General features: G+C 66.4%; 22 protein-coding genes. 17 read left to right on the top strand and 5 right to left on the bottom strand.

Annotation, left to right across the window (positions count from 1 at the left end):
* Positions 1–343 precede the first annotated feature (343 nt).
* Entirely contained in the window at positions 344–1,993 is a 1,650-nt protein-coding gene (gene cimA / locus BLW40_RS14515) for a citramalate synthase (protein ID WP_074769822.1), read from the top strand.
* A complete protein-coding gene (locus BLW40_RS14510) occupies positions 1,990–2,745 on the top strand; it encodes an RNA methyltransferase (protein ID WP_074769820.1) in 756 nt (251 codons plus the stop codon). Before cimA ends, BLW40_RS14510 begins: the two co-directional genes overlap by 4 nt.
* Positions 2,746–3,064: 319 nt before the next feature.
* On the opposite strand, the gene BLW40_RS14505 is transcribed toward BLW40_RS14510, so the two are convergent.
* Positions 3,065–4,672, bottom strand: coding sequence for an FAD-binding oxidoreductase (locus tag BLW40_RS14505; RefSeq protein WP_074769818.1), 1,608 nt, complete (start codon positions 4,670–4,672; stop codon positions 3,065–3,067).
* Between the two features lie 98 nt (positions 4,673–4,770).
* On the opposite strand from BLW40_RS14505, the gene BLW40_RS14500 reads away from it, so the two are divergent.
* The 10 genes from BLW40_RS14500 to BLW40_RS14455 all read left to right on the top strand — a co-directional run bounded on the left by BLW40_RS14500 (position 4,771) and on the right by BLW40_RS14455 (position 11,717).
* Positions 4,771–5,943, top strand: coding sequence for a GNAT family N-acetyltransferase (locus BLW40_RS14500; RefSeq protein WP_074769816.1), 1,173 nt, complete (start codon positions 4,771–4,773; stop codon positions 5,941–5,943).
* An 86-nt stretch (positions 5,944–6,029) separates the two neighbouring features.
* A complete protein-coding gene (locus tag BLW40_RS14495) occupies positions 6,030–6,521 on the top strand; it encodes a hypothetical protein (RefSeq protein WP_074769814.1) in 492 nt (163 codons plus the stop codon).
* Positions 6,522–6,591: 70 nt separating this feature from the next.
* Positions 6,592–7,380 (top strand): hypothetical protein, encoded by a 789-nt coding sequence (locus BLW40_RS14490; RefSeq protein WP_074769812.1) that lies wholly within the window; start codon positions 6,592–6,594, stop codon positions 7,378–7,380.
* A gap of 216 nt (positions 7,381–7,596) precedes the next feature.
* The gene (gene parA / locus BLW40_RS14485) at positions 7,597–8,241 is read left to right on the top strand and encodes a ParA family partition ATPase (protein WP_074769810.1); all 645 of its coding nucleotides are present in this window, start codon (positions 7,597–7,599) and stop codon (positions 8,239–8,241) included.
* A 31-nt stretch (positions 8,242–8,272) separates the two neighbouring features.
* The gene (locus tag BLW40_RS14480; protein ID WP_244511207.1) at positions 8,273–8,878 is read left to right on the top strand and encodes an NUDIX domain-containing protein; all 606 of its coding nucleotides are present in this window, start codon (positions 8,273–8,275) and stop codon (positions 8,876–8,878) included.
* Positions 8,879–8,975: 97 nt separating this feature from the next.
* Positions 8,976–9,587, top strand: a complete 612-nt coding sequence (locus BLW40_RS14475) for a hypothetical protein (protein WP_074769806.1) — start codon at positions 8,976–8,978, stop codon at positions 9,585–9,587.
* 132 nt (positions 9,588–9,719) lie between these two features.
* Entirely contained in the window at positions 9,720–10,337 is a 618-nt protein-coding gene (locus BLW40_RS14470; protein ID WP_074769804.1) for an RNA polymerase sigma factor, read from the top strand.
* Positions 10,334–10,636, top strand: a complete 303-nt coding sequence (locus BLW40_RS14465; protein ID WP_074769802.1) for a hypothetical protein — start codon at positions 10,334–10,336, stop codon at positions 10,634–10,636. Before BLW40_RS14470 ends, BLW40_RS14465 begins: the two co-directional genes overlap by 4 nt.
* The gene (locus tag BLW40_RS14460) at positions 10,636–11,145 is read left to right on the top strand and encodes a periplasmic heavy metal sensor (protein WP_074769800.1); all 510 of its coding nucleotides are present in this window, start codon (positions 10,636–10,638) and stop codon (positions 11,143–11,145) included. Before BLW40_RS14465 ends, BLW40_RS14460 begins: the two co-directional genes overlap by 1 nt.
* A 263-nt stretch (positions 11,146–11,408) precedes the next feature.
* The gene (locus BLW40_RS14455; protein WP_074769798.1) at positions 11,409–11,717 is read left to right on the top strand and encodes a hypothetical protein; all 309 of its coding nucleotides are present in this window, start codon (positions 11,409–11,411) and stop codon (positions 11,715–11,717) included.
* Positions 11,718–12,037: 320 nt separating this feature from the next.
* Here BLW40_RS14455 and BLW40_RS14450 read toward each other — a convergent pair whose 3' ends face one another.
* From BLW40_RS14450 to BLW40_RS14440, 3 genes are read right to left on the bottom strand one after another with little or no spacing between them, the layout of a single operon-like run.
* Positions 12,038–13,393, bottom strand: coding sequence for an ATP-binding protein (locus BLW40_RS14450; RefSeq protein ID WP_074769796.1), 1,356 nt, complete (start codon positions 13,391–13,393; stop codon positions 12,038–12,040).
* Positions 13,383–14,054 (bottom strand): response regulator transcription factor, encoded by a 672-nt coding sequence (locus BLW40_RS14445; RefSeq protein WP_074769794.1) that lies wholly within the window; start codon positions 14,052–14,054, stop codon positions 13,383–13,385. The genes BLW40_RS14450 and BLW40_RS14445 overlap by 11 nt, the downstream gene beginning before the upstream one ends.
* Positions 14,051–14,377 carry a PepSY domain-containing protein gene (locus tag BLW40_RS14440; protein ID WP_074769792.1) on the bottom strand — a complete coding sequence of 109 codons (327 nt, stop codon included), beginning with the start codon at positions 14,375–14,377 and terminating at the stop codon, positions 14,051–14,053. Before BLW40_RS14440 ends, BLW40_RS14445 begins: the two co-directional genes overlap by 4 nt.
* A 115-nt stretch (positions 14,378–14,492) precedes the next feature.
* Between BLW40_RS14440 and BLW40_RS14435 the strand changes: the two genes are divergently transcribed.
* From BLW40_RS14435 to BLW40_RS14415, 5 genes are all read left to right on the top strand, one after another.
* A complete protein-coding gene (locus tag BLW40_RS14435; protein WP_074769790.1) occupies positions 14,493–14,774 on the top strand; it encodes a hypothetical protein in 282 nt (93 codons plus the stop codon).
* Positions 14,771–15,631 carry a DUF1924 domain-containing protein gene (locus tag BLW40_RS17220; protein WP_083386802.1) on the top strand — a complete coding sequence of 287 codons (861 nt, stop codon included), beginning with the start codon at positions 14,771–14,773 and terminating at the stop codon, positions 15,629–15,631. The genes BLW40_RS14435 and BLW40_RS17220 overlap by 4 nt, the downstream gene beginning before the upstream one ends.
* 12 nt (positions 15,632–15,643) lie before the next feature.
* A complete protein-coding gene (locus BLW40_RS14425; protein ID WP_074769788.1) occupies positions 15,644–16,105 on the top strand; it encodes a diheme cytochrome c in 462 nt (153 codons plus the stop codon).
* A 118-nt stretch (positions 16,106–16,223) separates the two neighbouring features.
* The gene (locus BLW40_RS14420) at positions 16,224–17,042 is read left to right on the top strand and encodes a cell envelope integrity EipB family protein (RefSeq protein ID WP_074769786.1); all 819 of its coding nucleotides are present in this window, start codon (positions 16,224–16,226) and stop codon (positions 17,040–17,042) included.
* Between the two features lie 29 nt (positions 17,043–17,071).
* Positions 17,072–17,974 carry a hypothetical protein gene (locus tag BLW40_RS14415; RefSeq protein ID WP_139305611.1) on the top strand — a complete coding sequence of 301 codons (903 nt, stop codon included), beginning with the start codon at positions 17,072–17,074 and terminating at the stop codon, positions 17,972–17,974.
* On the opposite strand, the gene BLW40_RS14410 is transcribed toward BLW40_RS14415, so the two are convergent.
* On the bottom strand, positions 17,971–20,133 hold the full coding sequence (locus BLW40_RS14410; RefSeq protein WP_074769782.1) for a methyl-accepting chemotaxis protein: 2,163 nt from the start codon (positions 20,131–20,133) through the stop codon (positions 17,971–17,973). The two genes, BLW40_RS14415 and BLW40_RS14410, sit on opposite strands and share 4 nt — an antisense overlap.
* Between the last annotated feature and the right edge of the window lie 8 nt (positions 20,134–20,141).

Here is a 20,141-nt window from a genome sequence, read left to right as displayed (position 1 = left end):
TAGCAAGGATTCACCCGGTAACGGAGTCACATATTTACGACACTCGTGCACAGAGAGAATCTTTGTGCAGTCGGAGATTGTGCCGGGCGGCGGCGCGGGCCTCTATCCTGGCGTTGCGGGCGGGCAAGCCTTGGCCCGCCGCCACTCCGGCCTCTCCCTTTCGACCGCGTCGGCATAAGCGTTTCTGTTGGCGGGGGGCGGGCCGATCTATATGTTACTGTTCCGCTTTGGGGTGACCGCGTCCGATTCGTACAGAGTGGGGCAAGGCGGTCGATTTCGGCGGGAAACGTCTGTGAACAATCCGTGCCAGTGCGCGTTGGTGCGTCTAGCGAGATGAAAGACAATGGAAAATAGCTCAAGAGTATATGTCTACGACACCACCCTGCGCGACGGCGCGCAGACCCAGGGCGTTGACTTCTCCGCCACCGACAAGGCGCGGATTGCTCGTGAGCTTGACCGAATCGGCATTGATTATATTGAAGGCGGCTGGCCCAAGGCCAATGCGACCGACGATGCCTTTTTCGCCAATCCGCCCGAGCTAAACCGGTCGCGTCTGGCCGCCTTTGGGATGACGCGGCGGGCCGGGCGCTCGGCCGACAACGATCCGGGCTTGGGCGCGCTGCTGGTCACCCCGGCCCGCGTGGTGACCCTGGTCGGCAAAAGCTGGGACTTCCAGGTCACGGTCGCGCTTGGGATCGAACTGGACGAGAATCTGCGGATGATCGCGGATTCGATCGCCCATGCCGCAGCAAAAGTCGATGAGGCCCTGTTCGATGCCGAGCATTTCTTCGACGGCTACAAGGCCAATCCCGACTATGCCCTGTCGGCGGTTCGCGCCGCCTATCAGGCGGGGGCGCGCTGGGTGGTGCTGTGCGACACCAACGGCGGCACCCTGCCGCACGAGGTCAGCCGCATCGTCGGCGAGGTGATCGCCGCCGGGATCCCCGGCAGCCATATCGGCATCCACTGTCATAACGATTCCGAGACGGCGGTGGCCAACAGTCTGGCCGCCGTCGCCGCCGGAGCGCGTCAGGTCCAGGGCACCCTGAACGGCCTGGGCGAACGCTGCGGCAACGCCAATCTGGTGTCGGTGATCCCGGCGCTGATGCTGAAGATGGGCTTTACCACCGGCGTTTCGCTGGAGGATCTGGCGTCGTTGAAGACGGTGTCGCGGGCGCTCGACGACGTGCTCGACCGGGTGCCGCAGCGCGGCCAGCCCTATGTCGGCGCATCGGCCTTCGCCCACAAAGGCGGGCTGCACGTTTCGGCGGTGGCGCGCGATCCGCGCTGTTACGAACATATCGACCCGGCTCTGGTCGGCAATGTCCGCCATTTCGTCGTGTCCGATCAGGCCGGACGCTCGAACATCGTGGCGCGGATGAACGAGATCGGGGTCGATCTCGACGCGGTCAAGCGCGAGGCGCTGGTCCGCGTGGTCGGGCAGATGCAGGTCGGCTTCGACCCGCATTCGGTCACCGATCTGGTCGATCTGGTCAAGAAGCTGGAAGGCGAGGGCTATACCTACGATCAGGCCGCCGCCAGCTTTGAATTGCTGGTGCGTCGGGCGCTGGGCGAGGTGCCGGACTATTTCACCCTGGAGCGCTACCGCGTCATCGACGAGCGTCGCCGCAACGCGCGTGGCGACTGGATCACCCTGTCCGAAGCGACCGTCAAGGTCGAGGTCGATGGCAACGATTATATGGAAGTCGGCGAGGGCACCGGCCCGGTCCATGCCTTCGACGTCGCGCTGCGCAAGGTGCTGGTCGGGGTCTATCCCGAACTGACCGCGCTGGAGCTGAAGGATTACCGGGTGCGGATCACCGAATCGACGGTCGGCACCTCGGCGAAGACCCGCGTCACCATCGAAAGCGAGGATGGGCGCGGCAATCGCTGGACCACGGTCGGCGTCCACAGCAACGTGCTCGAAGCCTCGCTGGAGGCGTTGCAGGACAGCATCACCTTCATGCTGTTCCGTCTGGGGACGCAATCGTGAGCCAGGGTCCGGCGATCATCCTGGTGCGGCCGCAATTGTCCGAGAATATCGGCACCACGGCCCGCGCGATGCTGAATTGCGGGCTGACCGATCTGCGTCTGGTCGGCCCGCGTGAGGAATGGCTGTCCGACCGCGCCGTCGCCGCCGCGTCGGGGGCGGACCGGGTGCTGATGGCGGCCCGTGTCTTCGACGACACCGCGTCGGCGGTGGCCGATCTCAATCGGGTGTGGGCCACCACCGGCCGCGACCGCTACATGGTCAAGCCGGTCGATACCCCGCGCGAGGCGGCGGTGGCGATGCGGAGCGTGATCGCCGAGGGCGGGGCCTGCGGGGTGCTGTTCGGTCCCGAGCGCACCGGGCTGGAAAACGACGACGTCACCATTGCCGACACGGTGATGACGGTGCCGTTGAACCCGGATTATTGCTCGCTCAATCTCGCTCAGGCGGTGCTGCTGATTTCCTATGAATGGTATCAGTGCGCCGCGCCCACCACCCTTCCGGCGATGACCAAGGGGGCCGACGATTGCGGCCCCGCCGCGAAGGAAAAGCTGCTGACCTTTTTCGGCCATCTCGAACGCGAGTTGGACGAATGCGGCTTTCTGCGGGTGGCGGACAAGCGTCCGGGAATGATCCGCAACATCCGCAATATCTTCCAGCGTGCCAACCTGACCGGGCAGGAAATCCAGACTCTGCACGGTGTTGTCCACGAACTGGTGACCTATCGCCGCAAGAAGGGCGAGTCCCAGGGCTGATCGGGGAGAGAGGGGGGGAACCTCCGTTAGCGCGGCCGGGTTCTCGCCCGGACCCATGTGGAGGCCAGCCTCCAAACCACCATTTTCTTTTTATTTCAATAGATTAGGGCGCAGGGTCGTTCAGTCGAGCCAGTCAATTTCCTTCGTCTTTGCCGGGCTTGACCCGGCAATCAATCGCCCCCCGGATCAAGTCCGGGGGTGACGATAAAAGCGAGTGAACCCGATAGAAAGCCCACCGCCCAAATGAGATGGAGGGTTCGGGAGGCCACAGCCTCCCGATGGGGGGATCGGGGGCCAAGGCCCCCGAATGGGTTTTTTCTTAAGCCGGTTCCGCCCGCAATTCCGCCGGGGCGCGGAACGAGAACTGGACCGGGGCAGCCATCACCGCCTGCCTTGCCCGTTCCAACCGCGCCTTGAGATCGTTGGGCAGGCGGCCTTCGCCGCCAGCGGCGCGGGCGATTTCGACCAGCGAGGGAACGCCCTTCTCGCCACCGGTGATGGTGGCGCCGTGGCGTTGGGCGGCGAACAACAGATCGTGGATCAGGGTCCGCTTGTTGGCGGCGACGGCCAGACGGGCAGCGGCCAGTGCCGCTTGTGACCCTTCGGGGGCGACCAGGGTGACGCGGTGGTGCGGGTCGATCCCGACCGGCGACAGATGGCCATAGGCCGACAGCTCGACCTCGACCGCGCCATCCAGTTCGCGCGACAAGGCGCGGATTGCCTGGCGGTAATCGGCATAGGATTCGAGAATCGCGGCGGCGGCGGAACTGTCGGCGGGAAAGGCAATGTTGACGTCGGTCGAACTGCTCCACGGCTTCAACTTGCCGGGGCGGGCGACGCGGGCGCGGGTGCGGGCCAGATCGGGCGCGCCTTCGCGGATGGCGCGGAAGGTTTCCATTTCCGCTCCCGACGAGAAGCCGACGCCGAAATCAATCATCACGCCGCCGATCGTTTCGGTCTCGGGGTCGAGCAGGCTCATCAGCACGTCGTCGATTGATTGCTCGGACCAGCCGGTCAGGCAGGCCAGCATGTCGGCACCGGCGTAATCGCACGATTGCAGCAGCCCTTCGGCCTTCGACCGCGCCGGTTCCTCGGCATGAGCGATGAAGGCCGACAGCGAATCCCGGCTGACCAGTTCGATTCCGTTCAGCACCGTCTCGTCGGCTTCGCCCGCGATCCGTCCCCCCGGTGCGGGCAGGGCGATCTGGGTCCAGCGGCGCAGATAAACCAACAGCCCGGCCATCGTATCGGTGTCCGAGCCTTGGACCGGCAGCACCAGCCCGAACTCACTGGACGGCACTTCGAAAAAGCGCAGGCGGACGGCGGTGACCATCCCGGTCCAGCCCTGCATCCCTTCGACCCGGTCGAGATCGTCGCCTTCGATCAGGCGGGGAGTGTCGCCGCCATCGGCCAGGGCGACCGCATCGACGATCTTCGACGGCAACAACCGCAGCGGTCCCATGCCCCCGGTGGCGATCACGCCGCCGACAAAGGCCGAGGCGACGCTGGTCAGGTCGATCAGCACCCGCAGGTTCGGCCCGATCTCGGCCAGGGCGGCATTGACCTGGGCGAAGGTCAGCCCGGCTCCGGCCGAAATCAGTCCGGACTCCTTGTCGATCGCGATCTGGTGCGAGGCGAGACGCTCCAGCGGCGTGTCGGCGGCGACGATGTCCGGCATCGCGGCGGCACGGGGACGGATCGCCACTACTCCGGCAAAATCATCGACCGATGGGGCGGAATAGTCGTAAGAACCGATCGCGCTGGTCAACCCGCCGGTGGGCATCACCGCCCAGTTCTGCCGCACCGCTTCGGCGATGGTGTGGGTGATGTCGGCGGTGACGCACAGCCGGGCCTTGAGGCGACGGCCGCTGTCGTCGGTGAGCTCGGCCTCGGGCAAGGCGGAAAAGTCTAGGGAAGCCGTGGTCATGGCGAAACGGGCCGCATTGTCGTGGGGGGAAGCGGCGGACCATAGCACCAACCGTCGCCCTCTTGAACAATTTAGGTCCGCAACGCCATCTTCTGGAAATGACAGAGCTCAGCCCCCCGCCATCCGTCACCGTCCACACCGCGATTGCCGAGCTTGCCCCCGCCGCGTGGGACGCTTGCGCCGGGACGGCCAACCCGTTCGTCAGCCACGCTTTCCTTGCCGCGCTCGAACAAGCGGGGACAGTGGGGGCGGCGACCGGGTGGCAGCCCTGTCACCTTGCCCTGCGCGATGGCGGCGGCGTGGTCCTGGCGGTCGCGCCGCTCTATCTGAAGACCCATTCGATGGGGGAGTACGTTTTCGACCATGCCTGGGCCGAGGCCAGCCACCGCGCCGGACGACGCTATTACCCCAAGCTGCAAGGGGCGGTCCCGTTCACCCCGGTTCCCGGCCCGCGCCTGTTGGTCGGTCCCGCGATTGCGCCAGAGGTGGCGCGGCGGGCTCTGGCCCAGGCGATGATCGCCTTGTGTCGGCAGGTCGAGGCCAGTTCGGTCCATGTCACCTTTGCCGAAGAGGAGGATGTGGCGGCACTCGCCGCGGTCGGGTTCCTGCGGCGGCTGGGCTGGCAATATCACTGGAGCAATGACGGGTACGAAACTTTTGACGGTTTCCTGGCGGCGCTGTCGTCGCGGCGGCGCAAGGCGATCCGCAAGGAGCGGGACGCGGTCACCGCCAGCGGAATCGCTCTCTCCACCCTGGTCGGCGACGATATCAAGCCGCATCACTGGGACTCTTTCTTCCGTCTCTATCAGGCGACCTGCGACCGCAAATGGGGCGAGGCCTACCTTAACCGCGCCTTCTTCGAGTGCTTGTCGGGCTCGGCGGTGGGAGAGCAGGCGGTGCTGATCCTGGCCGATCAGGACGGCGAGACGGTGGCCGGGGCGTTCAACATGGTGGGTGAAGACTGCCTGTTCGGCCGCAATTGGGGTGGGGGCGCGGTCGAGGTGCCGTTCCTCCATTTCGAAGCCTGCTATTACCGCGCCATTGATTTCGCGATCTCGCATCGGCTGGGCCGGGTCGAGGCGGGAGCCCAGGGCGAGCACAAGATCGCCCGGGGCTATTTGCCGGTGCCGACCCGCTCGGCCCATTGGATCGCCGCGCCGGATTTGGGCCAAGCGGTCGGCCGCTTTCTTGATCACGAACGCGGGATGGTCGAGCGCCATATCGCCGAGCAGCGTGCCGATGGCCCGTTTCGCCGCTCCGGTTCGGAATGACACCGGCGAGGGACAATACGGCAAGTCAATTCATTGGCTTGCCGGTATGATAAGCTCGCGCTCGACATATCACGGGAGGGCAGGGCGTGGCCGCCGAAGGACCGACCCCGGAACAACAGGCCGAGTATCTGGTCCGCAAGCTGGAACAGACCATCCGGGAGAACCGGACGGTGTCGGGGATGTCGTTTCGCACCTGGCAGGCGATTGCCCGCGAGGAAATCCTGAACGCGATTCTGGCGGTCGAGAAGCGGCACCGCAACCACGAGCGCAGCATCAACCGGCTGGTGCTGACCACCGCCGCCGCGCTGGTCACCATCGGCTTTTGGGGGGCGATGGTCGCAATCGACCGCGCCTATGGGGGCGTGGCGGCGATTGTGACGCTGGTCGCCGGAGCGGCGTTGCTGTTCGTCGCCGCCGATTGGGGGCTGGGTCGGTGGGGCGCAGCCCATGCTTCGCGCAAGCGTGGCGAACGGCTGGCTGGGATCGAGGATCTCGACCGCCGCATCAAGCGGATGGAAGAGGAGATGCGCCGCAAGGCGGAGCGGACCAAGGAGCGGATCGACTCGATCGTCCCCTGAGGTCGCCCCGTTGGCGCTTTGCGATGATCCGGTGTAATCTTGTTACAATTATCGCCTGGGAGTAGCGCGGATGACCGACCGTACCCCCTCTGACACGCATCCTCCTTGTTGTCGGGACGTGGGGGCGACGATGATCGGTCATTTCGTCACCCGGCTGGAGGTCGAGGCGGGCAAGTCCGGCGGTTCGTTGAGCGCGGCGCAAATCCGCGCCCTGGCCCAGCATTTCATCGCGGCCGAGCAGACCCGCTTTGGCACCTATTACCAGCGCGCCTGGGACGAATGTTCCCATCTGCGCGAGGCGCTCGATTTCGAGCACGCCCGCAAGCGTCCGTTCGACCGGGTGCTGATGCGGCGCTTTTCCCACCTGTTCCCGCCCCGTCTGTTCGACGAGGGGCGCGACGGAGTCTTGTCGCGGCGGATGATCCCCGGTCTGATCCTGGCGGTCGATAAGATGATCGGCCCGATGCGGCGCGAGCGGGGCGAGCGGGTCTGCGCCGACATCCTGGCCCGCCACAGCTCCACCGAGGGGCTGTGCGACTGGGAGGCGGTGCATAGCGACCCCGAGACCATCGCCCTGGTTGACGACACGCTGGGGGCGGTGGCCCTGACCTTCGCTGATTTCGAGCGGCGGCGGGCCTGGGTGATCGAGCTGATCGATTCGCATCTCGCCCCGGTCACACCGACCGCGCCCGACGCCCATTGGACGCTGGGTCACAGCGGCTTCTCCGTGCTGATGCGGGCGCTGTTTTCCGCGTTCGCCCGGCGGCTTCAGGCCGACCCGGCCGCCGCCCGTGCCTATTGGGGCGAGGCGTCTTTCGTCGCCATCGCCCATTTTCTCCATCATCTCGACGAGGGCTGATGCGGCTAGAGCGCATTCCACTCAAACGAAGTCAGAGTGGAATGCGCGACAAGCCCGAGCGGCGCTTGAGCCACGCCAGCCCCGGAGGGGCTGCGGCCTTAGGCAAAATCCTAGAGCCGATTCCATTTGAATGGAAAAGGCTCTAGTCGCCGTCCGGGGCTTGCAAAATACGCGCGAGGGGGTAGCCTTGCCTCCCGTTTGCCGCGAGGGGACGCCATGCCAGCCCGGATTCTCACCATCGCCCAACAGAAGGGGGGCGCCGGAAAGACCACCATCGCCGCGCAATTGGCCGTTGCCTATGCCCGCGCCGGGCGCAAGGTCGGCCTGCTCGACATCGACCCGCAAGGCTCGCTGGCGGCGTGGTTCGAGGTCCGCCGCGCCCTGGTCGGGACCGATGGCGGCGCGATCGCCTTTGTCCAGGCCGCCGGCTGGCGGCTGGCGACCGAGTTGGAGCGGCTGCGCCGCGATCTCGATCTGGTGCTGATCGACAGCCCGCCCCACGCCGAAACCGAGGTGAGGCTGGCGGTGCGCGCCGCCGATCTGATCCTGGTGCCGGTGCAGCCCTCGCCGATGGATCTGTGGGCGACCGGGCCGACGCTGGAGATCGCCCGGCGCGAGAAATCCCCGGCCCTGGTCGTGTTCAACCGGACTCCGGCCAAGGGCAAGCTGGTCGATGCGGTACGGCGCAAGATCGCCGAAACCGACGTCCCGGTCGCCGATGCGGTGCTGGGCAACCGGGTTGCCTTTGCCGGGTCGATGATGGAGGGGAAGGGCGTGCTGGAAAGCCATCCCCGCCACGTCGCCGCGCGCGAGGTGCAGACCCTGGCCGATGAAATCGCCGCCCGGCTGGGGCTGGCCTGACCGTTATTGTCCTCAGACAGGAGAAGTCGTTTTGGACGCCGCCAACGATGTCGAGATCATTGCCCGCGAGACCGTGTTCAAGGGCTATTTCCAGGTCGATCGCTATCGCCTGCGCCATCGCACCTTCCGGGGCGGCTGGTCGGCCGAGCTGGTCCGCGAGGTGTTCGAGCGCGGCCACTCCGTTGTCGTGCTGCTGTACGATCCCGAGCGCGATTCCGTGGCGCTGATCGAGCAATTCCGGCCGGGTGCGCTGGCGGCCGGGTGGAATCCCTGGCTGATCGAATGCGTTGCCGGAATCATCGAGGAGGGCGAGCATCCCGACGATGTCGCCCGGCGCGAAACGCTGGAGGAAGCGGGGGGCGAGCCGAGCGCGATGGTTCCTGTCGGCGATTATCTGATGACGGCGGGGGGCTCGTCCGAGACCTGTCGGCTCTATTGCGCCCGGGTCGATAGCAGCACGATTTCGGGTCTGCACGGGCTGGAGGACGAGGGCGAGGATATCCGCACCCATGTCGTTTCCGCCGACGAAGCCCTGGCGATGGTCCGCGACGGCCGCATCAACAACGCGATGGCGGTGGTCGCGGTGCAATGGCTGGCGTTGGAGAAGGACCGGCTGCGCCGCGACTGGGGCGTATAGACGGGTTCCCCCGACCGGGCTCAAGCCCTCCCCTTGCCGCCTGTCCGCCGGACCGCTAAGGTCTGTGAGCGAGTTCACATATAAGGGCGTTCGAACCATGTTTCGGGCTTTGCCGGGTCTTCTTTTCGTGGTGCTGGTGTCGGTTTCGGTGGCGGCTCTGGCCGGAGATGGCGGGCGTGTCGGCGATAGCGTGCCGACGCGGCTGGAGGCGGCCCGCGCCGCCCATGCCCGGGGCGATCTGGCCCGCGCCGCCCTCGAACTGGAAGCGGCGATCGTCGATCTTCACGCCCGGGTCGGGGCGGCGCTGGCCGAATGTCTGCCGCCGCCTCCGTCGGGCTGGACCGCCGAGCCGCCCGAGACCCAGGGGCTGTTCAGTGCCGGGGGTGGGCTGTCGGTCAGCCGTGCCTATGCCCGCGACGATTCCAGCTTCAACGCCCTGCTGATCCTCGACAGTCCGGCGGTTGCCGCCGCCGCCGCCCAGTTCCAGCCTGCGGCCGCACTGCCGACCAATGTCCGCCGTCTCCATCTCGGCCAGGACGACGCCCTGCTGCGGTGGGATGCGACGACCCGGTCGGGCGAGATCACTCTGGTGCTGGGGACGCGGGTGCTGTTGCAGATCGAAGGCGATGGGATCGCCTCGGGCGAGCAACTGGTCGAGGCGGCCCGGGGGTGGAACCTTGCCTCGATCCGCAAGCTTGTTGGAGTCTGACCGCCAGATCCTGTCTGGGTCCGTGTGCCGAAAACGCCCACCGCTGATGCTGGTGGGCGTTTTTTTGCCGGGCGCGCGATTTTTACCGCACGGAAAGCCCTATATCTTCCGTACAAGATCAGTGTGGAACGTATGGTCGAGGGAGATGTGTTGGAGCATCGCGGCGGGGACCCGACGATAGGGATCGACGCCGTCGGCGACGATGATCTGCTCCGCGCCGTTTCCCGGGGGGACAGGGGGGCGTTTGCGGCGTTGATGGAGCGTCATGCCCGCGCGATGCTGACCTTGGCCACCCGCGTTACCCGCAATGTGGACGAAGCCGATGAAATCGTACAGGACGCGTTTCTGAAGGTCTGGAAGATGGCGCCGCGCTGGCAACCCGATCGGGAGGCGAAATTTACCACCTGGCTTTATCGGGTGGTGTTGAACGCCAGCCTCGATGTGCGGCGGCGTTCGCGCTATGCCCCGCTCGAAGATGCCGGGGATCCGGTTGACGCCAATCCGGGTGGGCTTGACCTTGCCGTCGCTCATCAGCGCGACCGACTGGTCGCCCAGGCATTGGACGACATTCCCAGCCGTCAGCGTGCCGCCCTGTCGCTTCATTACTATGCCGAAATGAGCGCTCCCCAGGCCGCGCTCATCATGGAATTGACGGTGCCTGCGGTGGAATCCCTGCTGGTTCGGGGCAAGCGGGCCTTGCGGTTGGCCTTGGCCCGGCGCGGTATTACCGGGATCGGAGACGTGACATGAACGACCACGACATCGACAGCTTGATGTATGCCGATTCCGCGCGGTTCCAAGCCTCGGCCGCCCGTGCCGATCTCGTCGCCGCCGCCGTGCTCGCCCGTTTGCCGCGTCAGGCTCCGCCGCGTCGGTCTTTTCCCGCCCTCTGTCTGTCGATACTGGCCCCGTTCACCCGTCTTGCCGTGCCGATGGCGGCGGCGGCGGTGCTGGGGATCATCGTCGGGCACGATCTTCTTGCCGCGCAGACGCCGCTTCGTTTTGCCGAGATGCTGACCGTCGCCTCGACTGATATGACAGGGTTATGATGAGGATCACGATTTCGACGAAATGGGTTCTGACGGCGTCGCTGGCGCTCAATGTCTTTCTCGCCACCGTGCTGGTGGTCGTCTATAGCCCCCACCGTCCGCCGCTGCCCGATGTCGCCCGGATCGCCGAACGGATCGCCGAGACTCTGCCCGCCGCCGATGCCGCGATCTTGCGCGAGATCGTCGCCCTCCGTGCCCCCGAGATTGATCTCAGCAATCATGTCGCGCGCTCGGTGCCCGACCGGGTCCGCGCCGAGCTGGGAAAAGAGGAGTTCGACCCCAACGCGCTGCGTCCCCTCTTCGCCGAATTTGCCGCCTCCCATCAGCGGATGGACGAGGCCCTGGCCGGGTTGGTGATCGAGGCGGCGACCCGGATGTCGCCCGAAGGCCGTGCCGCGCTCGCCCGCTGGCGTCCGCCCCCGCCCCCGCCTGGGTTCGGTGGTAATCCGCCCCCGCCCCCGCCTGGGTTCGAAGGCAATCCGCCGCCACCCCCGCCGCCGGGGGGCTAAGGGTAGACTTATTTCGCCCCAGGAATGAAAAACCACGGCCTTGTCGTAATTGTTTTGATCTTGTAACGAATTTTGGCGCGGACTGCCTGCTCATGCAGATGCAGGGGGCGCGCCGATAATTACTGCGGTCGCCGTCTTGACAGAACCCCGCCGATCATGTGTGGCACCCATTGCCTGACGACGCGCGCTGGCGTTATGGTGACGCTGGAGATGTGCGGGTTTTCCGCACATCGGGGATTTGGGTTCATCAAGAGGGGAATCAGATGGGTCTGTTTTCGGATCTCAAAAAGAAGGCGTCCGACACCCTGAACCAGGCGTTGGCCGAGCATCCGGAGTACAAGGAGCGGGCAATCAAAGCCGCAGGCGAACTTCAGGCGCTGGGTCAGAAAGCGGCGGATGAACTGTCGAAGAAGGCCCCGGCGGTCAAAGAGGCTCTGAACGCGGGCACGTTGAAGGCGGTCGAACTGGGCCAGAAGGCGGTTGACGCCCTGCCGCCCGCGATCGAGTCGCTGAAGGGCACCCTGGCCAATGTTCAGGCCAAGGTCGCCAAGGACAGCTCCGAGCGCAAGTAGTCCCGTAAGGTCCGTTCCGGCGCGACGCCCTGGGGAAGGGCGGTCGTGCCGGAGGGGACCGGGTCATGAGGCCAAAGCCACATGACCAGCCGCCATTGCGGCGGCGGCCAAGCGGGCGGATGCCCGCGCCCGGCAAGGGAATATGAATGACTCCGTTCCGGCGCGACGCCCTGGGGAAGGGCGGTCGTGCCGGAGGGGACCGGGTCATGAGGCCAAAGCCACATGACCAGCCGCCAGTGCGGCGCGCCCAATGAAATCGTTAGCCGTCTTGGCCGGGCTTGACCCGGCCATCACCCCTGTCTCCTATCGCTTGGTGGCGATCACCCCGACGCGGCGGGGGAGGCCAAGCGGTTCTGCCAACTGAGGGTGACCTTCAGACCGCCCCAATCCGACCGGCCGAACGTCAGATCCAGACCGGACAGCGCGGCCAGATCGGCGACAATCGCCAGCCCCAGCCCCGAACCGGGGGCCGATTCGTCAAGTCGGGATCCGCGCTGCGTCGCGACCTCGGTTTCCTCGGGCGACAGGCCGCGCCCGTCATCCTCGACGATCAGCACAGTCGCGGTGGCGGCGACCCGGACCCGGCTCTTGGCCCATTTGCAGGCATTGTCCATCAGATTGCCGAGGATTTCGGCGAGATCGTCGCGGGCGAGCGGCGCTTGCGCGTCGGCGGTGCAGTCGATCTCGATCACAAGCGTGCGTCCGGCGTGAATCCGCACCAGGGCGGCCTTGATCTCGCCTGCGACCTCGGCCACGGCGACGCGAGCGGCGAGACTGCCCGACGGGGCGGCCTCGGCGCGGGCCCTCGACAGATGGACGTCGATCAGCCGGTTGGCCCGGGCGATCTGACCGGACAGCACGGCGCGGTCGGGCCGAGGCGAGCCCAGTTCGGCCTCGATCACCGCCAGCGGGGTCTTTAACCCGTGGGCAAGGTTGCCGACATGGGTGCGGGCGCGCGCGATCATCCGTTCGTCGTGGTCGAGCACCTCGTTCATCGCCGCGACCAGCGGGGCGACTTCGCGCGGGTAATCGCCGTGCAGCCGCCCGCCCTGCTGGCGGAGGCGGTCGAGCGCCAGGGCCAATTGCCCGAGCGGTCGCAGGCCATAGCCGACCTGGACGGCGACGGCGGCAATCAGTCCGAGACCGAGACCGCCCAAAGCCAGGGTCAGCAGCAGGTTGAAGTCGCGGACCTCGCCGTCGATGTCGCGACGACTGGCCGAGACGGCAAGGTGAAGCAGATGATCGCTGTCGGGCAGGACCAGATCGCGCTCGGCGGTTTCCAACGCCTCGCCGCGCGGGCCGGTGTCGCGGCGAAACAGCACCGCGCCCTCGCCGACGGAAGACGAGACCGGCAGGGCGAAATCCCACAGCGAGCGCGAGCGCGCCCGCACCGTCTCGCCGTCTGAAACCTGCCAATACCAGCCGGAATAGGGCTGGTCGAAGCGGGGCTCGCCGACCGGGCGGCCAACCCCGATGGTGCCGGTGGGGCCGATTTCGACCACCGCCGCCAAGGCGCGCAGATGGGCGCGCAGCCGTTCGTGGAAGCTGTTTTCGACGGCGGTGCGAAAGGCATTGCCCAGCACCCAGCCGCCCAGCGCCATCGCCAGCACCAGCCAGAGCGCGGCGCCCAGAATCAGGCGTGAGCGGAGCGACCGTGGGCCAGTCTTATCCGGCATCGGAGGGGGGCTCCAGCCGCCAGCCCTGGCCGCGCAGGGTGTGGATCAGTCCGATTCCCAATTTGCGCCGGATGCGGGCCACCAGCACATCGAGGACGTTGGATTCGGGGTCGGCGTCGCGGTCGTAGACATGTTCGGACAATTCGGTGCGCCCGACCACCCTTCCCTGGTGATGGGCGAGGTAGGACAGGATGCGGAATTCCTGCGCGGTGAGGGGAACCGGCATGCCGTCGAGGCTGACCCGTCCGCCCATTGTGTCGAGCCTGAGCGGCCCGCAGACGATCTCGGGCGAGGCATGACCGGCGGCGCGGCGGATCAGGGCGCGGATGCGGGCGACCACCTCTTCCATCTCGAACGGCTTGGTGACGTAATCGTCGGCCCCGGCGGCGAAGGCCGCCGCCTTTTCGGCCCAGCGGTTGCGGGCGGTCAGCACCAGCACCGGCAGGGTCCGTCCGGCGGCGCGCCAGCGGCCCAGCACGCTGACACCGTCGAGCTTGGGCAGGCCGAGGTCGAGCACGGCGGCGTCGTAGGGCTCGGTATCGCCGAGGAACCAGCCCTCTTCGCCGTCATAGGCGGTATCGACGACCAGACCGGCGGCTTCCAGCGCCTGTTCCAGCCGCAGCGTCAGTTGCGGTTCGTCCTCGACAACCAGGACTCTCATCGCCGCTCCTTGTTTTTCAGCAGGGTGCCGTCGGCGGCGTCATAGATCAGCTTGCGCATCCGGCCGTCGCGGCCGATCAGCTTGATCTCGTAGACCGGGCGACCGTGCATCTCGTCCAACTCTGTCTCGATCAGTTCGCCGCCGAAATCGCGCTCGACGCGGTCGAGAATCTTGGTCAGCGGCATGATCTCGCCCGCCAGGACCGAACGGCGCACCCATTCGTGTTCGTCGTCATGGCCATGGCCGCGACCGTAATCGTCGGCGCGGGCCGGAATGGCGCTCAGGAAAAGAAACGTCAGCAAAAGGGCAAGCATTGCTTTCATGGGCCAACCCTTAAGCTCTTTGCGATGAACCGGGGATGAACCGGTCCGTCACCGATGGTTCAGCCGTCGCGGCCTATGGTCTCTCCAGTTCATTCCGCGGACAAGGAGAACCGCAATGCTTGGCAAAATGATTCTTCAGGGATTGGGTGCCGCGGCGATTGTCGCCACCGCTGCGACGGTTTATTCCGCTTCGGCCCAGACCACGCCCTCCGACGCTACCCCGATCGTCCGCCCGGCGGCTCCGGCCGACAACGGCTATCTTCCGGCCGACCGCGCCAGCCGGGCCTCTGATCAGACCAAGTCCCGTCGCTCGCATCACGATGACGATGACGATGACGACCGCCGCTCGCGCCACCACGATCGCCGTGATTCGGGCGATCGGGACGGACGGAGATGAGCGGCGCGGCCCGCGCCGTTCCCGGCCGCTGGGAACTGCCCGCGCTCAGGCTGTGGCACGCCGCGCTGGCCGGGGGCTTTCTGGTCGCCTGGCTGACCGCCGACGAGGACACCTACCGGATGCATGTCTTCGCCGGGTACTGGGTGCTGATCGCGGTGGCGTTGCGGCTGGGACTGGCGACGGTCGGAACACGGCAGGGGCCGCTGGCGCTGACGCGGCCGGGTCGGTCGCGTCTGATGATCTGGATGGGGGGAGTTCTGATGACGATGGTGGGAGTTGCCGCGCTGAGCGGCGTGATCGCCGATGGCAAAAGCGCGTTCGAGGATGTGCACGAAGGTCTGTCCAATGCCGCCCTGTGGCTGATCCCGGCCCATGCCGCGCTGGTCGCCTGGGTGTTCCAGGGCAAGCGGCTGCGCGACAAGGTGATCGGAGCCGCCCGCGTCTCGGCCGTGCCGATGTTGCTGCTGGCGGGATTGGTCCTGGCCGTCCCGGCCCAGGCGGCCGATCCGGCCCGCGATGCGATCCTGGCCGGATACGCCAAGGCGGCAAAGGCGGCCGATCCCGGCTTTGGCGGCTTTTCGGCGGCGCGGGGCGAATCGATCTACCGCGCCCGCAACACCGTCAACGCCGATTATCCCTCCTGCGCCACCTGCCACACCGACGACCCGACCCAGCCCGGCCGTCACGCCAAGACCGGGCGCGAGATCGCTCCGGCGGCGGTGTCGGCCAATCCGAAGCGCTTTACCGATGCCGAGAAGGTCGAGGAACGCTTCAACCGCGATTGCAAGACGGTGCTGGGCCGCGAGTGCTCGGCCCGCGACCGGGGCGACTTCATCGCCTTTCTGTCCTCGAAATAAGGATTTGCTCCGATGAGATCGATTGCGATGGGGGCCGGATTATTGCTGTCGCTGACTGCCCCGGCCTGGGCCGACCGAGTCGCGCCCTTGACCGACCCGGTGACCCTGAAAGCGTGCGGCGAGTGCCATATGGCGTTTCAGCCCGATTTTCTCCCCGCCCGGTCGTGGGCGCGGATGATGGACAGTCTGGACAACCATTTCGGCGAATCCGCCGCGATGGCCCCCGACAAGGTCGCCCATATCCGCCGGGTGCTGGAAGAGGGCGCTGCCGACCGCGTCGGCGGCAAGGTCGCCGACCGCTTCCTGCGCTGGGTTGCGCCGGGCGGAACGCCGCAGCGGATCACCGAGAATCCGGCCTTCCTGCGCAAGCACGATTTCCCGGCGCGGGAGTGGGCACGGGCCGAAGTGAAGACGAAATCCAACTGCCCGGCCTGCCATAAACGGGCCGAGCGCGGTGATTACGAAGAGGATTAATCGGGCAATCGCGCAATTCTGCCACACTCGGCAGGATTGCGCGCAATGACGGAGCGACCTTCTGGCCCCCGGAGGTGGGCCGTGTATACTGAAGTCTGTTTTCCCCCCGGAGGGACGGATGAGACGGTATCGTGGATGGGTCTTGGCGGGTATGGTCGCCGGGGTGGTGCCGTTTGCCTCGTTGGCGCAGGCGTTTCCGGCCGAATTGGAATCGCACCGCGCCACCTATCGGATGGGATTGTCGACCGCTCGCTCTGGCAGCGGGATGGCCAATGCCGGGGGGATCTGGACCTATCAGTTCAACAATACCTGCGATGGCTGGCTGACCGAATTCAGGCTGGCGATCACCTATTCCTATTCCGAGGGTGGGCAGGTCGAAACCGCCACCGACTTCCTGGGATGGGAGTCGAAGGATGGGCTGCGCTATCGCTTCCGAGTCCGGCAGGTCCGCGACGGCCAGATCGTCGAGGAGATCGAGGGCACCGCCAAGCTGAACGGGCGTGGCCAGGGCGGAATCGCCCGCTTCACCCGGCCCGAACCCCATGTCGTCCGGCTGCCCAAAGGCACCTTGTTTCCCACCGCCCATACGTTGAACCTGCTGGCCTTGGCCGAGCGGGGCGGGATGTCGCTGACCCGGCCGCTGTTCGACGGTCAGGGCAACGAGGGGCCGTTTGAAACCAGCGCCCGGATCGGACGGGTGGTGGCCGCGCCTGCGGCCCAACCGGCAACCTTGTCCAGTCCGTTGCTGAATAGCCCGGCCTGGCCGATGCGGATGGCGTTCTTCCCCGCTGGCAGCACCGATCCCTTGCCGGAATTCGAAATGTCGCTGACCTATCACGCCAACGGGGTGGCCCAGGATATCGAACAGATCTTCCGGACCTTCAGCCTGCGCGGCCAACTGGAATCGATCGAGCCGCTACCGCGCCCGCATTGCTGACATCGCCCGAAATTCAAGGAGCCTGTCCGGTGGTCTCTTCTCCCGACGAATCCGCCGAGGCGGATATCGAGTTTCTGCGGAACGCCGTCGCCACCTGCCGCGCCGATCCGACCGCCGCGCCCAAGGCGCTTGCTTCGGTGCTGAACGATCTGGCCGGGCGGCTTTATGCGCTCGACCGGGTCGAAGAGGCGCTGGGCGTCTCCGACGAAGCGGTCGAGGCCGCGGCTCGGGCGATGGAGCTGTCGCCCGACTCCGCCCGCTATGTCCTGGTGTCGGCCCAGATCAACCGGGCCGGGGGGCGCCTGCGTCAGGGCGACGCGGTCCTGGCGGCGGAGGGTCTGGCCGAGGCCACCGCTATCTTCCGTCAGGGCGGAGAGGCCGGACAGCCCTATCTCGGCCCGATGATCGAGGCGCTGCACCGCGCGTCGCTGGCCTTTTCCGAGGTCGGATTGTGGGATCTGGCGGTGCGGATGCGCCGGTTGACCCTCGATTTGTTCGGCGAAGCCCCGCCCGCTCCGGCGGTGCAGATCCTGGCCCTGACCCTGGTTCAGGCTTCCAACGCGGCGGCCATCCGCGACGAGGCGGCGATGGCCCTGGTCCTGGCCGAAGAGGCGGTGGGACTGGCCCGCCTGCTGTCGCGGACGGAGCCCGGCGGCTTCCGCCTGTTGCTGGCCCAGTCGCTCGGCACTCTTGCCGGGTGTCTGCACCGTGTCGGCCGGTCTGGAGACGGTTTGGATTCGGCGCTGGAATCGGTCGATCTGCTCCATACCCTGGTGCCGGACAATCCGCTGGCGGCGGTGCCGTCGCTGGTGCTGACCCTGGAAAGTCTGGCGGCGATCCTGTCCGCCCTGGGATTGGGCGAACAGGCGGCTTCGGTCGAAGCCCAGCTTGACGTGCTGCGCGACAGTCTGGCTCGCCTGCCCCCAGGTTAGGCCGAACGGATGTCCGAGATGAAACCGGCGACCTCGCGGGCAAGCTGGTCCGAGGCCTGTTGCAGCCCGGTGGCGGCTCCGAACACCTGATCGGACATCAGCTTGGTTTCCTCGGCGGCGGCGGCGACATGCTCGACATTCTCGGCGGCGGCGGCAGTGCCCTGGGCGGCCTGCTGGACCGAGCGGGCGATTTCGCTGGTGGCGGCCCCTTGTTCCTCGACAGCGGCGGCAATCGCCGAGGTCAGTTCGCTGATCGTCTCGATCGTGCCCGAGATCGAGCGGATCGCCGACACCGCCGCGTTGGTCTCGTTCTGGATCGCGGTGACCTGAAGCCCGATATCCTCGGTCGCGCGCGCGGTTTGGTTGGCGAGGTGCTTGACTTCGTTGGCAACGACGGCAAAGCCCTTGCCAGCGTCACCGGCCCTGGCCGCCTCGATGGTGGCGTTCAGCGCCAGCAGGTTGGTCTGGGCCGCAATATCGTTGATCAGCTTGACCACCTCGCCGATTTTCTGGGCGGCGTCGGCCAGACCCAGCACCATCCGGTCGGTCTCGCCCGCCTGACGGACGGCGTCGCCCGCGATCGTGGCGGCGTGGGAGACCTGACGGGAAATCTCGCCCACCGAACTGGACAATTCGTGGGTCGCGGCCGAGACCGCCTGGACGTTCGAGGTGACTTGCCCGGTCATCACGGTGACGGTTTCGGATTGGACCATCGTCTGTTCGGCATTGTGCGACAGGGTCTGCGCGTTGCCCAGCAGCGAGCCCGACGAGATTTCGATCAGATCGACGACGCCCTTGACCCGATCTTCCAGCGATCCGGCGACGCGGTTCAATTCGGCGCGGCGGCTTTCCTCGGATTGGCGATCCAACTCGGCCTTTTCCAGCAAATTGTAGCCCAGCTTCGCTTTCAACGCCCGCAGCAGCGAGCTTAACTGGTTGAATTCCTCGACGCTGGCCGGAGGGATATCGTGGGTAAGATTGCCCCCGGCGATGGCGTCGAAATGGCGTTCCATTTCGCTCATCGGTCGCCGCACGGTGCGGACCAGCCAAGTCCCAAGCACGACGGACAGGATGATCGAAAGACCCATCGCCAGCACGAGCGCCAGATCGAGCCGATCCGAGCGTTGGTCGGAATCGGCATAGGCGGTGGCGGCGCTGCTCTTCTGAAGATCAATCAGTTCGGTCAGGATGTCGCGGGTGTGGTTGAAGCGGGGCACCAGACTCGAGATCATCACCTGGGCCAGGGCGGCGCTGTCGCCCTTGGTGGCCAGATCCAAAGCGGGGGTGACCGCCTCGCGCCGCAGATCCTCGCGCGCCTCGAGGAATTTGGCGAACAAACGCTTTTCCTCGGGCGACGACAGCGGGTTGGCGGCGATGTGGTTGAGGCGACGGGTGGTGTTCTCGATATTGGCTTGAATGCGGGCCAGACGGACCCCGACCGGGGCGTCGGGGCGGCCGCTCAACATCTCGATCGTCGCCAGGGTCAATTGGACATGGCTGTCTTGCAACTGGTTGGAGACGTCGGCCAGGTCGATCGCGGATTCGGTGCTGCCGTGATAGATTTTCCCGAGATCGAATTGGTTGCTCCGCATGCCCAGGATGCCGACGCTCCCGATCAGCAGCATTAGCAGCCCCAGCAATCCCAGCCCTGCGCCCAGGCGTCCGGCGATGCTGTGGCGCAGACGGTCGATCCGACCGGCCAGACGGCGCGACACCACCCGCCCGTCCTCGATCGCCAGTCCGGCGGCGCGGCCCTGGCGGAACAGTTCGTAAGCGCGTTCGGCTTGGGCGATCTGCTGACGCGACGGCTTCGAACGGATCGAGATGAAGCCCGCGATCTGACCCTTTTCGACGATCGGGGTGACGTTGGCGCGGACCCAATAGAAATCGCCGCTCTTGGTCCGGTTCTTGACGAAGCTCTCCCATGGACGCCCGCCCTTGATCGTCGTCCACATGTCGGCGAAGGCTTCCTTCGGCATGTGGGGGTGGCGCACCAGATTGTGGGGCGAGCCGATCAATTCGTCTTCGGTAAAGCCGCTGATATCGGCGAAGGCCTTGTTGACGAAGGTGATCCGACCGCCGGGATCGGTTTTGGAGACGAGAAGCACGTTCTCGTCCAACTCGATCTCTCGATTCGTCACCGGGCCATTGTCGCGCATCGGAAAGA

Source organism: Magnetospirillum fulvum (assembly GCF_900108475.1).
GTDB lineage: Bacteria > Pseudomonadota > Alphaproteobacteria > Rhodospirillales > Magnetospirillaceae > Phaeospirillum > Phaeospirillum fulvum_A.
Note: the sequence above shows the minus strand (reverse complement) of the source record. Positions and strands in the feature narration are given on the sequence as shown.

Bases quoted from the DNA above. Each gene is read 5' to 3' on its own strand.
- cimA (WP_074769822.1), top strand. From the start codon at position 344: ATGGAAAATAGCTCAAGAGTATATGTCTACGACACCACCCTGCGCGAC.
- BLW40_RS14505 (WP_074769818.1), bottom strand. From the start codon at position 4,672: ATGACCACGGCTTCCCTAGACTTTTCCGCCTTGCCCGAGGCCGAGCTC.
- BLW40_RS14500 (WP_074769816.1), top strand. From the start codon at position 4,771: ATGACAGAGCTCAGCCCCCCGCCATCCGTCACCGTCCACACCGCGATT.
- BLW40_RS14490 (WP_074769812.1), top strand. From the start codon at position 6,592: ATGACCGACCGTACCCCCTCTGACACGCATCCTCCTTGTTGTCGGGAC.
- parA (WP_074769810.1), top strand. From the start codon at position 7,597: ATGCCAGCCCGGATTCTCACCATCGCCCAACAGAAGGGGGGCGCCGGA.
- BLW40_RS14475 (WP_074769806.1), top strand. From the start codon at position 8,976: ATGTTTCGGGCTTTGCCGGGTCTTCTTTTCGTGGTGCTGGTGTCGGTT.
- BLW40_RS14470 (WP_074769804.1), top strand. From the start codon at position 9,720: ATGGTCGAGGGAGATGTGTTGGAGCATCGCGGCGGGGACCCGACGATA.
- BLW40_RS14465 (WP_074769802.1), top strand. From the start codon at position 10,334: ATGAACGACCACGACATCGACAGCTTGATGTATGCCGATTCCGCGCGG.
- BLW40_RS14460 (WP_074769800.1), top strand. From the start codon at position 10,636: ATGAGGATCACGATTTCGACGAAATGGGTTCTGACGGCGTCGCTGGCG.
- BLW40_RS14455 (WP_074769798.1), top strand. From the start codon at position 11,409: ATGGGTCTGTTTTCGGATCTCAAAAAGAAGGCGTCCGACACCCTGAAC.
- BLW40_RS14450 (WP_074769796.1), bottom strand. From the start codon at position 13,393: ATGCCGGATAAGACTGGCCCACGGTCGCTCCGCTCACGCCTGATTCTG.
- BLW40_RS14445 (WP_074769794.1), bottom strand. From the start codon at position 14,054: ATGAGAGTCCTGGTTGTCGAGGACGAACCGCAACTGACGCTGCGGCTG.
- BLW40_RS14440 (WP_074769792.1), bottom strand. From the start codon at position 14,377: ATGAAAGCAATGCTTGCCCTTTTGCTGACGTTTCTTTTCCTGAGCGCC.
- BLW40_RS14435 (WP_074769790.1), top strand. From the start codon at position 14,493: ATGCTTGGCAAAATGATTCTTCAGGGATTGGGTGCCGCGGCGATTGTC.
- BLW40_RS17220 (WP_083386802.1), top strand. From the start codon at position 14,771: ATGAGCGGCGCGGCCCGCGCCGTTCCCGGCCGCTGGGAACTGCCCGCG.
- BLW40_RS14425 (WP_074769788.1), top strand. From the start codon at position 15,644: ATGAGATCGATTGCGATGGGGGCCGGATTATTGCTGTCGCTGACTGCC.
- BLW40_RS14420 (WP_074769786.1), top strand. From the start codon at position 16,224: ATGAGACGGTATCGTGGATGGGTCTTGGCGGGTATGGTCGCCGGGGTG.
- BLW40_RS14410 (WP_074769782.1), bottom strand. From the start codon at position 20,133: ATGCGCGACAATGGCCCGGTGACGAATCGAGAGATCGAGTTGGACGAG.